The sequence below is a fragment of the Lachnoclostridium sp. An169 genome, assembly GCF_002160525.1.
Lineage (GTDB): Bacteria > Bacillota > Clostridia > Lachnospirales > Lachnospiraceae > Mediterraneibacter > Mediterraneibacter cottocaccae.
In genome coordinates this window covers 1-13,708 of the sequence record NZ_NFKT01000031.1, presented here as the reverse complement: position 1 = coordinate 13,708, position 13,708 = coordinate 1, and the positions used below count along the sequence as shown (strand labels likewise).

At 45.5% G+C, this 13,708-nt stretch carries 11 protein-coding genes and 1 pseudogene; all 12 read right to left on the bottom strand.

Annotated features, from left to right (window positions below; all coding sequences use genetic code 11):
* Window positions 1-29: 29 nt before the first annotated feature.
* Window positions 30-1,178, bottom strand: coding sequence for a DUF4366 domain-containing protein (locus B5F07_RS17565; protein WP_087162510.1), 1,149 nt, complete (start codon window positions 1,176-1,178; stop codon window positions 30-32).
* Window positions 1,168-1,413 (bottom strand): DUF4315 family protein, encoded by a 246-nt coding sequence (locus tag B5F07_RS17560; RefSeq protein WP_087162509.1) that lies wholly within the window; start codon window positions 1,411-1,413, stop codon window positions 1,168-1,170. The genes B5F07_RS17565 and B5F07_RS17560 overlap by 11 nt, the downstream gene beginning before the upstream one ends.
* A gap of 23 nt (window positions 1,414-1,436) precedes the next feature.
* Complete coding sequence (locus tag B5F07_RS17555; protein ID WP_330397870.1) at window positions 1,437-4,025, bottom strand: CD1108 family mobile element protein; 2,589 nt, start codon at window positions 4,023-4,025, stop codon at window positions 1,437-1,439.
* Window positions 4,026-4,058: 33 nt separating this feature from the next.
* A complete protein-coding gene (locus B5F07_RS17550) occupies window positions 4,059-4,421 on the bottom strand; it encodes a hypothetical protein (protein WP_087162508.1) in 363 nt (120 codons plus the stop codon).
* A complete protein-coding gene (locus tag B5F07_RS17545) occupies window positions 4,422-6,908 on the bottom strand; it encodes a VirB4-like conjugal transfer ATPase, CD1110 family (protein ID WP_191404392.1) in 2,487 nt (828 codons plus the stop codon).
* Entirely contained in the window at window positions 6,808-7,242 is a 435-nt protein-coding gene (locus tag B5F07_RS17540; RefSeq protein WP_087162507.1) for a PrgI family protein, read from the bottom strand. Before B5F07_RS17540 ends, B5F07_RS17545 begins: the two co-directional genes overlap by 101 nt.
* A gap of 5 nt (window positions 7,243-7,247) precedes the next feature.
* Entirely contained in the window at window positions 7,248-7,688 is a 441-nt protein-coding gene (locus B5F07_RS17535) for a hypothetical protein (RefSeq protein WP_087162506.1), read from the bottom strand.
* 26 nt (window positions 7,689-7,714) lie between these two features.
* Window positions 7,715-8,170 (bottom strand): SpoVG family protein, encoded by a 456-nt coding sequence (locus tag B5F07_RS17530; RefSeq protein WP_087162505.1) that lies wholly within the window; start codon window positions 8,168-8,170, stop codon window positions 7,715-7,717.
* A gap of 33 nt (window positions 8,171-8,203) precedes the next feature.
* Entirely contained in the window at window positions 8,204-9,067 is an 864-nt protein-coding gene (locus B5F07_RS17525; RefSeq protein ID WP_087162504.1) for a VirB6/TrbL-like conjugal transfer protein, CD1112 family, read from the bottom strand.
* Between the two features lie 6 nt (window positions 9,068-9,073).
* Window positions 9,074-9,289: a Maff2 family mobile element protein gene (locus B5F07_RS17520; RefSeq protein WP_087162503.1), complete on the bottom strand. Its 216-nt coding sequence runs from the start codon at window positions 9,287-9,289 to the stop codon at window positions 9,074-9,076.
* 312 nt (window positions 9,290-9,601) lie between these two features.
* Window positions 9,602-12,523 carry an SIR2 family protein gene (locus tag B5F07_RS17515; RefSeq protein ID WP_087162502.1) on the bottom strand — a complete coding sequence of 974 codons (2,922 nt, stop codon included), beginning with the start codon at window positions 12,521-12,523 and terminating at the stop codon, window positions 9,602-9,604.
* Between the two features lie 250 nt (window positions 12,524-12,773).
* A pseudogene (locus tag B5F07_RS17510) lies at window positions 12,774-13,613 on the bottom strand (VirD4-like conjugal transfer protein, CD1115 family); the annotation flags it as partial.
* Window positions 13,614-13,708 lie beyond the last annotated feature (95 nt).

The following is a 13,708-nucleotide window of genomic DNA, read 5'->3' as shown; positions in this document are numbered from 1 at the left end:
CTCACTTTCTCATATTGTTAAGGACGGCTCTACCGGCCGTCCTCCCTCCTGTCGTCAAAGTCATCCTCTGACAAGTATTCCGGTTCTCCATAGGCTTCATCCGGATCAAAACCATCCCCGTAGCCGTCTTCGTCAAATTCCTCTTCTTCCTCTGCCTGCTTCCTCGGCCGGATCACTTTCACATAGTATCCGATCCCGACCACTGCCAGTACACCAAGTATCAAAAAGACAATCATCCCGATACTTCCTTCCTCATTTGCAGACTCTTCCGGCTGTGCAGATTCCTCTGGTTCTTCCGGCTGCACTTCCTTTCCCGTACATCCTGTCAGGTCATTCTTGCAGACCAGACAGGATGTATTCACACTGCCCGCCTCACATTTTTCCGTGCAGGTGCAGGCTTCTTCCTCCGGGATCACGCTGATACTGCCGTTGCTCTTCTCTGCCAGGCTCATCAGATCCTCTTCTGTAACCCCATTAAGGAAATACACATTATTGGCATCCCGTTTCCCGTCAATGACCAGATAAAAGACATTGCCGTCTTCGGTGGTAATGGTATAAAACTGTTTCTCGTCTTTCTCTTCCACAGCCGCATCCTGGATCGTTCCGGTTCCCTCCGGGGTAAACGCTCCGTCAGGAATGGACGAAGCATTTTCTTCCCCTGCATCCTCACTGCTGCCCGAAGATGCACTCCCTGTATCACTGGATGATCCCGTATCTTCCTGAGAAGATCCGCTGTCCTGTTCTGCACTTCCCGTACTGACCGGAACTGCCGCCACACTCGGTTCTGCCGTGTTCTGAGCAGCCTGCGCTGCCGCAGAAATAGCCGTTACTTCCGGTTCTTCATAATACGGATTTTCCAACTTTACCGTATCCGACCGGTTCCCGGCATAGTCCACTGCATAGACACTGACCAGTCTCCCGGTTCCTGCATAATCTTTCAGCAGGACGTCCGCTGATCCATCTGACAGAGAGTTGATCCGGGTTCCATCTACATACACCGCCTGTAAGCCGGACTCCGCATCGCTGCCTGACACATGCAGCGTACTGCCCTCCAACAAAGCCGAGAGCACAGGAGGTGACGTATCTGTCTTCCCTCCCGCATAGGCTGTCAACGGCAGAGTAAAGGCGCCTATGGAAACCATAAGCGCCGCCAATAAGGAAATCTTTCTAGTCCTCATTTCCTTCCTCCTGTCCTTTCGGCAGTTCCTTCCCTGTAGATGGAACCTGCCTTGTTTTCAGAAATTCTGCCAGTTCCTCCGGAGTCAGGCGAAAGCTGCGGGCAACCGCCACATAGTCCGTGTTCTCCAACTCAGTTTTCTGCTTCTCCAGACCCCGGAGCTTTTCCTGCAGCTCCGAGATCTTATTCTTTGTTTTCGTGATCTCCTTTTCCACTTTTTCGATTTTCGGATTCAATCTGTCTTATTACCTCCCATCTGTTATGGCAGTCTTGCAAATGTATAGAAATGCTGCTGCCAGTAACTTGTATTAATACTTGCGTAGGAAATCGGATCCCCGCAGTGGATCATCATTCCATTTCCCACATAGATGCCTACGTGCGATGCGCCGCTTGTATTATAGGTTCCCTGGAAAAAGACCAGGTCGCCCGGCTTTGCCTCTTCTCTGGACACCGGCGTACACACTCCCAGAAGTCCGTCCGCGGTCAGCCTGCCCACATTCCATCCTACGCCGCAGTTATTGATCACCCAGCTGACATAGCCGGAACAGTCAAAGGATGTGGACGGATTTGATCCAGCCCATACATAAGGATATCCCAAATATTTTTCCGCCTCTGCGATCATAGCTGCGAACTCTTCATCTTCCAGCGCCTCCGGCGGGATATCATAGTCGAGATAATCCCCGCTGCCGCCGGCTCCGCCTGCTCCCAGATCCGGAAGATGCCGCTCTGTCGTATCCCCGGTATCTGCAAAATACATTGGATTCACATACTCACCATCCAACAGCACTTCCAGATGAAGATGGGCTCCGGTGGAATTTCCCGTGTTCCCCACTCTGGCGATCACATCCCCAGCTTTTACTTCCTGCCCCACGGATACCAGAAGCTGTGAACAGTGCCCGTACTTCGTCGTCAGGGTATGGTTCTCATATGCTTCTCCCTCGATCGCAACGCACAGACCATAACCGCCTGCTTCTCCCGCCATTGTCACCTCACCGTCATGCCCGGCCAGAATGTCTGTACCCTGAGCCATTGCAATATCGATTCCAGTATGGTAATTCTTCTCCCCGCTGATCGGGTGGATCCGATAACCATAATAGCTCGTAACATAAGGCAGCCAGTTGGTTCCGAATACGTTCTGTACATACTGCCGGTTCCCTTTCGTCTGCAACAGTATCTCACAGATTTCCTTCTGATCCGCTGTCATCCGTGCCACGATCAGGTTTGCCATAGGCGCTGCATCCAGTTTTACATTCAGGATTTTCCACTCATAAGGCACTTCGACTTCTATCGATTCTCCGGTTTCCGGATCCGTCTGTGTCTCTGTCCGGGAACGGGTTTCTGTTTCCTCGGTAAAAGTAAGGGTATACTGTTCTGCAAAGAGCTCCCGGAGCACACTCTCTACCTGCTCATAAGTAAAATGCTGATACACCGCAGTCAGATATCCCATCAGTTCATAGGGATCATGCTCAATCGCATCGATCTGATAGCGGTATTCGTCATACCCGGGACGGTCGGTCTCCACACGGTTGATCTGTAATTGAAGATCTGTTTCCCACTCGGTGTAGGCAAGCTCCGCCTGGTTGATATCATGGTCGTCTGCAAGATAGGTAGAAGCAGCCATGGCCCCCAGACTCCCCGATCCGATACTGGAACATGAGGTAAGTGCAGAACTGATCAGGAAGACCAACAGAAGCAGGAGCGTAAGGATGCCGAAAATAACCGGATGCCTCTTCACGAACAATGTCACGTGCATTGCAATCCGCTCTGTCGTAACCGCCGTATTCTTTACCCGTTTTCCGGTCTTCTGCGCTTCCCTTGCTGCTTTGGCATACCTGCGTTTCAGTTTCCGTTTCTGGCACATCCGGGAAAATATATTTTTCTTAAGCTGCGGGTTTTCCTGCAGGGCTTGATGATAGGCTGCTTTTGCCCTGGCACGGGCTGACCGTTTCTGCAGGCGTTCCACCCTCCGGTAAGGTCTTGTCCGGTGCCGCCGGTACGCAGTCCGCGCTCCGGCTTCTCCTGCCATCTCCATCCGGTGCGCTGCCTTGACGCCTACATTTTCATCCTCAGCCTGATACACTTTTCTGTGCGCATAAGCAGTTGCTGCATTTGCTGCCGCCTTGACCGGGCGCAAAGGAAGAGCGCCCTTGACATGAGCGCTCTGGGATTTCACCTCTTTTTCAAATTTCAGCCGTCTCTTTCCTTTCCCGGTCTGCGGATCCGCCTCTGTCTCCAACCGGAGTTTTCTCTGCGCCGGAAGACGCGCCTCCGCCTTTTCCAGCTTCTGTTCTGTCCGCTCTGCCCTCTGCCGGGCTTTTGCCAATTTCTTCTCCGCACGATCCACCGGAAGTTCATCCGCCGTAAACTCCAGTTTGGAATTACGCCCCGGTTTCTCCGATACAGCGCCCTGACTGTTCTCTTTTGCATCCTCTGCCTGCGCCGCCTCCTGGAAGCGCTGCTGATACTGATTTCCATGCTGATCCAGTCTCCGCCTTTTCCCGTTCTCCCCGGACTGCACGGTCTTGTCCGGCTCTGGATGTAGTCTTTCTGTATCAGAAAAAGAGGCGCTCCTTTCGTCTCTGCCAAACCTCTCATATTCAGCTCTTTCCCCGCCGGATCCAGATCCATCCCCCGGACGTGGCTCTGCCCTCTGCTGCCGGTCTATCGTTCCATTCTGCCGGTATCTCTTTTCTCTTCCATGCACCGATGCATCCCTGGGTCTGCGAAGCTCAAAGTCCTGCTCCCGTTTCCCGGCGTCCATGCGTTCATCTCCATGTACATCCCGGACCGGCATACGGCTGTCCTTTCGACCTTTCTCAAATTTTCTGTCACGCGGTATCTTAATCACCTCCCGTAAATAACCCGCTCTGATTTTCTCTTTCTATCGCTCCGCACCGCTTCTTCCTCTCTCTGCCTTTGCAAGCTGCGGAAGATATGCCTCCATCGCTTTTACAGCCTGCTTTACCAGAGGATGATCCCGGAATGCCGGGACAAGTTCAATCTGCTCTTTTGCAAGCCTGCCGCCTTCATAGATGGGATACTCGATCCCGGAATAATCCGGCATATTTCTGTCTTCCAGGACAAATCCGATCCCCGGTCCGGAAGAGGCGTTTCTCCGATATATCTTCTTATATTCCCTGACCGCATCTGCAAGCGTCAGATTATCACGAAGCTCTCCATAATGAATGAACTCCATACACTCCGCCGCATAGAACGTAATCTTTCCGTTTTTTTCATCACTCATTTACGATGCCTCCTGTATCCTGCCGGTTCCCACCTCTTCGGGCCTGGTCGTAAGGACGGAATACAGCATGGTATCCCGTGGGAAGTGGTCCACGAATGGGATAATGACATTTCCAAAAAATAAAAGCCCTTCCCCGGGCCCGGAATGTGTCACATAAGAAAGCTGATGGGGTGAGATTCCCAGCTGTTTCGCAAGGATCTGCCGGTCTCCCTGGGCCTGATTGAGCATATAGATAAAATCGGAATTCTCAAATATATTTTCAATCTCACGGGAAGCCAGCAGATCTTTCACGTTCTGCGTCAATCCTGACGGGATCCCGCCCCATTTGCGGAAGCGTTTCCAGATCTCCACGCTGAAACTTCCCGTCTGCCCTTTCAGAAGAAGATGGAATTCATCAATATAAAACCATGTAGTCCTGTGCTTTGAACGGTTGGCCGTTACCCGGTTCCAGACCGCATCCTGCATGATCAACAGCCCGATCTCTTTTAACGCCTTTCCCAGAGATTTCAACTGAAAGCAGATGACACGGTGGTCATCCATCCGGATATTAGAACGGTGGTTAAACACATTCAACGATCCGTTGACATAGATTTCCAACGCTGTCGCAATATTCTGCGCCTCCGGCTCCGGCTGCTTTAAAAGAAGGCCGTGCAGATCTCCCAGGATCGGCATATTTTCCGGTACAGGATCCTGCAGGTACTCCCGGTACACAAGCCTGGTACAGCGGTCGATCACCGTCCGCTCAATGGGTGTCAGCCCGTCTTTTCCGCCAATAATAAGGTCGCACAAGGACAGGATAAAATCACTTTTCAGCGTGACCGGGTTTTCGTCATCCGAATAATCCAGATTGATATCCATCGGGTTAATATAATTCGCAGAACCCGGAGAAATATCGATCACCTGCCCCTGGGCTCCGAACTGCCGTACCAGAGGAGCGTATTCATTCTCCGGATCTGCGATAATAATGTCGTCATCCGTTGTCAGGAAAACATTCACGATCTCCCGTTTCGCACTGAATGACTTGCCGCTTCCCGGCGTTCCAAGGAACAGCCCGTTTGGATTTTTCAGCGTCTTGCGGTTCGCCATGATCAGGTTATTGCTCAAAGCGTTCAAGCCATAGTAAAGTGCCTCTCCTTCCTGGAACAGTTCGCAGGTCGTAAAGGGCACAAAAATAGCGGTACTGCTTGTTGTCAGCCCCCGCTCAATCTCGATCTGGTTTCTGCCCAGGGCGATTGAAGACATCAGCCCCTGCTCCTGCTGATAGTCAAGCCGCTTTAGCGCACAGTTATATTTCTGCGCCACGCCGGATGCAGCAAAGATATCATTGAATAACTTCTGCCGTTTCGGGGCGATATTCTCTACCAGCAGAGTCACAAGAAACATCCGCTCATTCCGGCTTTGCAGATCCTGCAGCAGGTTTTTCGCCTCTTCCCCGTATACGGACAGGTCCGTTGGTATGATATCCATGTCATAACCGGATCTCACCGCTTTCTTCTGTTCCTCAATGGTCATCTTCTGCAGATCCGACATCTTCCGCTTTATATTCCGGATTGCCTGCGCCTGGTCAATAGACTGGATATGCAGATTTACCGTCACCGCATCATTTAAGTCCAACAGCTCTGCCAGCAGCCGGTCTGTCAGTTCCGGCGCCAGGATCTGTAAGAAGGAAACTGCGCCTGAATGCTCTCCCACCCGGAAAGTCTTCCCGTCTTTTGAGAACGACATCCCGGAAGGGGCAATAAAATCTTTGGTACACAGCCCGGTCTCCGCCAAATCACTCCACTGGAAATGAAACTTCTCCTGGCCGTCCGGATGAAACTGGCTGTGCAGAAGCTCCAGTCGCTCCAGCCCGTTCAGCGGATTGGCTTTCACTCCCAGCGTCTTAAAGTTGGCGATCACATCCGCCTCAATCCGCTCCAGCCGCATCTTTGCCGTGCGCAGGTCATCTGCCTCGATCCCGAACGTGATATACTTTCTTTTCGTAAGACCGTTGTTTCCTTTCTGGAGCTGTCCTTTCAGCATCTCACTGTATTCCCTGCGGATCCCGTCGTATGCATCCCCTTTTTCCGGGATCTCAATATTCCGGGAGAAATCCTGCATATTGGCTCTCTGGTTAATAAAGGTCAGCTGCACATGGATCGAAGCGTCAAAATAGTTGAGGAAATCACAGTATCCCTCAAAGATCTGCGCTTTATCATCCGCCTGCGCCAGCTGATAATTGATATCGTAAAACTGTACTGTCTTTGTATAGGTCCTGTCATCCAGTCGGCAGATCCCATCCCGGTACATCTCCCGGTACGGGATACTCTGCTGGACTGTCTGCGGGGCATCCGCGCTCAGACCGAAGATGGATTTATTCTTCCCCGGCGGCCTTGTGCGTGAACCTTTATGCCCTCCTTTTTTTGCGTCGGCCCTGTTTCTTCCCGCCTGCCGGATATTTCTTTGCAGACGCTTTTCCTGAGCCTCCTGCTGTTTGCTTTTTGGCAATCTCACAGCCCTCCTTCCTTGTCATCGCTCTATATAAGTTCTCCGTCCGATAGATTCTCTGTTTCGGCCAGAGCTTGTGACGGAGTATATTCTTTAAGATCTTTTCTGCCGGCTGCCCATCCTTTTCATACATGGCGAAAAAGAAAAACGGCATCATTACCCCGATCATCAGGAGTACCGCTGCTGAATTTCCAATCCCCCCGCGTGTCAGGAAATATACGGGCAGCCCTGCCAGCCCGCCCAGGCTGAAACAGATCAGCTGTCTTTTTGTCAGATTAAACGCCAACTTCGTCTTCACCCGGGCAAGGTCTTTTGGCACAGGCACATAAGGCATTGTAATCACCGTCCTTTCTCTCTCGTCCGGCCTGTTTTTTCCTTACCACTATTCTTTCTGTCATTTTCCCTTTTGATATCCCTTGCAGATTTTTTGAGTTTCCCATGAAGAGATGATTCCTTCTCTTGACGTTCTTTTAATTCTGCACGGGCATCTTCCCGGATCTTCTTCATAACAGTATGGCCTAAAAGAGGATCCGGTTTCGGCCAGTAACTCTGTATCACCGACAACGGATTTTCATACTGTAGAAGAAATTCCATCTCTTCCAACTGTGGCTCATAATGATTGATCATATAGCGGTATATTTCCATAGCCACAGAAACCTGCTCCACGCTCTGAGCCATTACCTGTTTATCCAGAGACAGGAATCTGCCCTGAACCTCGAAAAGATTACTGCCTATACGCTGAATAAGCTCTACATATTTTTCATCTGTTTCTTTACCCATCCTGCTGCTCCCTCGCCTTTGCAAGATCAGCGTGCCTGCTCAGTCTTTGCAGGAGCAGACTTCGCCGGCTGATTTTTTACTTTACCGGCGTTCTCCTTTAATGATCCGGAAACAGACGGCTTTTCCGCTGCTCCCCTGGTCGCTTCAAGGGTTGCCTGGAGATTTTCAATCGCTGCGCTGTATCCCTCAATCAGCGCATCACATAACTGCTTTCTGAACTCTGCCGTTACCGGATAGCAGACATCCTTCCAGTTCCCTTTCCCGTCCTGAGTAGAGGGCATATTGACGTACATCCCTTTATCCCCGGAACAGATACGGAACCCGTCAATCTTAAAGCATCCCCCGATCGTCACATTACCGAAAGCAAGCAGATTTCCCATCGGCGCGATCGGCCTCACCCGGACGTCCATCTGCAAGCCTTCTCTCTTTTCCTCCTGTGCCGGAATTTCCGCCATATTTCCTTCTGTATTTGTTTTACCCATAAAATCAATTCCTCCTGTCATTTTGACTCATTACTAATGTGTGTTAAAAATTCCTTTGGATAAGGTTCCTGTCTTAAAGAGGGCAAATGCCAGCAGGACCGTATACCCTGCCGTGCCCCAGATTGCCCCGTGGATATCATCAGATGCAGGGATAGACTGCACCAGCACCGCATAGATTGCAACACAGATCAGGATCAGAAATCCCTGAAATCCCAGTGCAAACAGGGATCTGAGATAGTTCTGCCCCATCTGCCCCAGCTCCCGGTTTACCATCGTAGAGAACGGGATCGGCGCCAGGCTCACGGAAAGATAGATTTCAATCATCCTTCCATATACGATCACAAAGATCACGATAGACAGTATCCACATACATAGATTGATGATATTCGTCTCCAACCACAGACCGATCAGTTCCCACATCCCCATTGCTTCCAACTGCGTCTCCAGGTTCTCCAGAGCTGCAGTGACGTCCAGACTTCCGTTGATCACCCCCGCACTGTCCGCCACCACGCTCTGCGCCACATCAAAGACCGCCATCACGATCGTAAAGCAGTTGGTCAGCAGATATGTGGCAACAAATGTCTTAAAGATCCACTTGAAGATATTGAAGGTATCGAACTCATGCATGTTATTCTTCTCCAGGATCATCTGGATCAGCTCGTACACAAGTACGAATGTCAGGATAATCCCCGCAATGGGAATGACCACTGTTTCTGAAAGCGTCTGTATCATGGTAAATACAGCACTGTTCCATCCCTGGGGCGTCTCCCCTACCTGAGACGCCACGTCAGCAACCTGCGTATTCACCGAGTCAAAAATATTCGTATACTGCCCGGTGATCGCATCGATCAGCCCCTCTTTAATCCATTCGGTTATCCAGTCGAACAGACCGCCCATCGGCTATTAACCGAACAGGCCGGACAGCAGAGGGATCAGCGTCATACCCACAACGGCAATGCCAGCGCCCGCCATGAGCTGCTTGATTCCCTGTGATTTCGCACCTGGATTATCATTTCCGTAACCCTCTAATAAGTTAATGATCCCCCATGCCCCAAGTCCTGCTCCCAGAGCAATAACCAGAATACGAAGGGTATCGATAGCACTCGAAAAAAACTCCATTCAGTTCCTCCTTTATTTCGGTAATTCTATATTTCATCTTTGAACATAAAACGCAAAAAAGCCGCCTCCATGCAGTGAAAATATCCAGGCACAAAGGCGGCATATAAACGGCAGGGGCAGCCCTGCCGGATATTCAGTTTTCACGGTGAGTCACGGATTCTCAGTTTAACACCTCCTCGTAAATATCTACAAGATAAAAATGAATATAAAAATAGCCAGATAATTGATATCGCTCAATTACCTGGCTGCGGATTAGCGCTATTATATTATGCAAGTTCGACATATACTAGTTCTATATTATCGGACAACTTGTCATGAAGAAAATCCTCGTAATTCATCATCCTCTAACAATAAACCATAAACAATTTTCTGTTGATCTCTTGTCTCTAATCCTAAATCGAAAACTTTTCTTAAGTCATCTGAAAGTATCTCCTTTTTATGTTCCAAAAAATACTGCTTATACATGGGAGAATATATTAAATTCTGCCACATATAATTATTCGTATTTACCTTTGAATAATCAAACTCTTTCGGTTCTAACATAAATTGAAGAGGCTCTGAATAATCTGCATATGGACTTAATTTGGTTATATCTATATCAAAGTCTATTAACTTTAATATAATACATTCCTCAATAGCGGATGATAATTGATTCGGATAAGAATAAACTCCTGGATTTTCTTTTCGCCTTTTAACTTCGTTCTCTATTGTTTCAAGGAACCTTTGAAATACTGAATCATTATATGGAACTCTTTTTTCAATGACCAACTGAAACAAACATCCCAAATTTATTTCTCCGATACTATTACTCAAATAACTGCTATATTGTTCATTTGAAAAAGCAAAGCGTAATATAAATATTTTTTCAATTTTTTTGCTTTCTTCAGTTATATGATTGATTTCGGATATAATTCTCTCTGTAGTCTCTTCCTTTATGTTTGGCGATAAGAGTTTTATTACATTTGAAAACATTCTGCTTTTTCTTTCTATCAACACTTCATAAACTTTTTCTAAGAGCAACGTATCCAGTAACTCTGCTTTTATCCTTTCTACACCTCCAACTGACATATTTCTTATAAGATGATTTAATGGTTCAAACAAACTCTCTGCCATATATACATGCCCTTTAACGACATTTATATACATACTGCAAAACGCATTGAAAAGCTCTTTTTTGCACTCATTATCTAAATCTAATATGCAAATAAGTACATTAAAGTTATATAATTGACCAATCCAACTGTCATACTTAAATTCTGCAATACTAGCACATAAATTATTATATTTCTTAATAATATTAACTTCTTCTGTTACTTCTAAAAACTGAACGGAATAATTTTCCAATGTATTTATTAATGCTTTTGTATTAATATATTTTATAATTATATCAAAATCAATTTCATTAAGTGAATAATGTCTACGGTCAGTTTTAAATAATAAGCCTTCATCATCTTCTATTGCTACCGGAGAATATGAACATAAAATTGCTTTTACATAATAATTCAAATAATTTTGAGGATCGGAAAAATAATCCAAAGGTAAATAGTTTTTTTTGAAAAAAAAGTAATAATCATAAATATATCTTTGCATATCCCATATTTTTGTAAAGCTATGTCCTGAAAACAAGGTATTACTGTTTGATTTATACCTTTTTTCTTGTTCCTCTAGGATTTTATTCATTTTAACCATATTTTGTGTCGGCGACTCAAAAAGCGATTTTATGTATTTGATTGCTTCTCTATATCTTATAGGTGCAGTGTCAAACAATTGTTCTAGTTCTTTCCTTTTGGATGACTGATTATTTAAAAAGTCTAATGTCGCTAAATAAGCACGCATTTTATGAAGTATAATACTAACATAGTCTTTGGAATCAATTAATAAAGACTCTTCATTAATTATGTCTTTAATCTCCGTTTTATTCTTTCCAAAAAAGTGATAATAATAAATTTTTTCAGCAGTATCAGAAGAATCTCGAATTTTTGACCAAAGAGTTATATAATCGTTACTAATATATAAATTAAACACCTCATTCTGTTCTTCTGATACCAATGGGATTTGTTTACTATGCTTCTCTTTAAATAGTGCAATATTGGTTATCATTGCGCGTTGAAAAACATCTAATATCTGCTCATTCCCACTGTCTATAATAGATGAAATTTTTTCATACCAAACTTTATCGTAAAAGACAAGTTCTGTACTCACAAAAAATGTTTGTCCTAATGGATATGTGTTGATCAAATCTTCAAACGAGATTTTTTTATATGCTTTTAATACCTGATATCTTTCTGCTAACGTATTAGCTAAGGGAATATATCTTTGATAAATTTCAGAATCTGTAATGCATCTCAGAAAGGAATACAATTTTTTCCCTTCTGTTTTAATAATCGATCTAGGCATCTCTATATTATCAATTAGATCCTTTGGTAATGAATCAAGAGCAATTACGCAAATGTTCTTATCTTTAAGACGCATTTTTTCATATTCCAAAGGTACCGTAGAACTCACCATATAATTCATTGGTCGGTCTTCTACATTATAGAATTTTTTGAAGTAGTTAATCCATCCAATTATGAGATTCAAATTATAATCGTTCAAAGAATATCCCAAAAACAAAAAGGTATGATTTACAAGAAGAGACCGTATAAAAGTACTAATCAACGTATGTTTCTGTTCATAATCAATATAGTCACTTTCTTTTAAAACGATTGTCTCTGGAGTTTCAAGATCGCCATGCATTTTAATAATATATCTTTCATCTGATTTCGATAGCAAGTCGCTGTCTTGGCTTACAACAGTATACAATTTTGAATTTAGATTTTTTGATTTTTCTAACAGTGCATCATAATTCGTTGTAATAATATGATGGGGTAAAATCTTGAAAATTTCATCATCTATAGGATTAGAATCTTTATCACTTTTCAATGTGGTTTTTATAAGTTCATAGTATTGACTATGATCTTTCGATGTATCTTTTTGAAAATAGTATTCTGGAATACGAAGATATTCATCTTGAGAAAAATCATATCGTTCTTCGCACTCTGACTTAGGGCAATCTTCTTGCCGGTTTTTGCAAGAATTACACTTATCATATCCTAGTTCATCCGCAATAACTTTTATCAAATCCCACCATGTCGGTATACCAGAATTATTTGAAACTCCTGAGCCAACAAAAATAACCAATTGGTTTTTTTCTTGAGCCTTCTGAATTTCTTTTATCGCTTGTTTCCAATCCATAACTTCTACCACCTTATTTAGATAAATTAAATCACCTTATTATACCATGATATCAACCAATGTTCATTATTCACAACACACTCAAAACTCCATTCAGTCTCTCCTTTATTTCGATAAACCGTAATAAGCCACCTTCATGCGTTGAAAATATTCAGGCATAAAGGCGGCATACAAACGGCAGAAGCATCCCTGCCGGATATTCAGTTTTCACGGTGAATCACGGATCCTCAGCCCGCCTCATCTCCTTTCCTTACGCCGGCTGCTCTTTCAGCTCTTCCGCCGTAATTACATAATTCTGGTACATTTCTCCCGGCAATACATGAAGCCTTGTAGAGAGAAATTTTTCAATATCGAAAGCATTCTTCTCATTGTAATCAGAGAGAAGATGATAGTTCGGATGTTTTGTAATGTCATACTTCTTAGAAAGAAACGGCCGGACGCCTCTGACCTGCAGCAGACATTTCCCGCCGTCCATCACAGCCAACTCGTCCATTGACATCAGATCCTTTCCCAGCTTCTGGAAATTCTGGCCGTGGCTCTCCTGATTTCCTTTCGTAACGCTTGTGTTATACATATCAATGGTCTCTTTCCCAAGAAGGGAACTCCAGCTTTTCAGGGTAGTTTCTTCCTTGCCACCCAGAAACAGGCTGGAATCACAATTCCCGATAATTGTGTCCATGTTGTCCTTATACAGTGCCTTTAACTGGCTCTGCGCCTGCAATACAAGGCACGCGGAAATCTCCCTGGACCGGATCGTCGCCATCAGTTTTTCCAGATTCGGGATCTGCCCGATATTTGCCGCTTCATCGATCAGACAGCGCACGTGCACCGGAAGCCGTCCGCCATACTTGTCATCAGCTCTTTCACACAGCAGATTGAACAGCTGCGTATAAGCCATACTGACAAGGAAATTGAAAGTGGCATCCGTATCCGAGATAATAAAAAACAGAGCTGTCTTCCGGTCTCCCACCAGATCAAGCTCCAGTTCATCATACATGGTAATTTCACGTACTTCCACAATATCAAAGGGCGCCAGCCTCGCTCCGCAGCTGATCAGAATACTCTTCGCTGTCTTACCCGAAACGAGTTGTCAAGGACTTTTTAATCAAATTCACAAAAAAGCTACAAAAAAGTGCCAGAAGCACTTTCATGCTCCTGACACTCAGGCGGGTGGGGTTACTTTTC

Bases quoted from the DNA above. Each gene is read 5' to 3' on its own strand.
- B5F07_RS17515 (WP_087162502.1), bottom strand. From the start codon at position 12,523: ATGGATTGGAAACAAGCGATAAAAGAAATTCAGAAGGCTCAAGAAAAA.
- B5F07_RS17525 (WP_087162504.1), bottom strand. From the start codon at position 9,067: ATGGGCGGTCTGTTCGACTGGATAACCGAATGGATTAAAGAGGGGCTG.
- B5F07_RS17530 (WP_087162505.1), bottom strand. From the start codon at position 8,170: ATGGGTAAAACAAATACAGAAGGAAATATGGCGGAAATTCCGGCACAG.
- B5F07_RS17540 (WP_087162507.1), bottom strand. From the start codon at position 7,242: ATGCCTTATGTGCCTGTGCCAAAAGACCTTGCCCGGGTGAAGACGAAG.
- B5F07_RS17535 (WP_087162506.1), bottom strand. From the start codon at position 7,688: ATGGGTAAAGAAACAGATGAAAAATATGTAGAGCTTATTCAGCGTATA.
- B5F07_RS17520 (WP_087162503.1), bottom strand. From the start codon at position 9,289: ATGGAGTTTTTTTCGAGTGCTATCGATACCCTTCGTATTCTGGTTATT.
- B5F07_RS17565 (WP_087162510.1), bottom strand. From the start codon at position 1,178: ATGAGGACTAGAAAGATTTCCTTATTGGCGGCGCTTATGGTTTCCATA.
- B5F07_RS17550 (WP_087162508.1), bottom strand. From the start codon at position 4,421: ATGAGTGATGAAAAAAACGGAAAGATTACGTTCTATGCGGCGGAGTGT.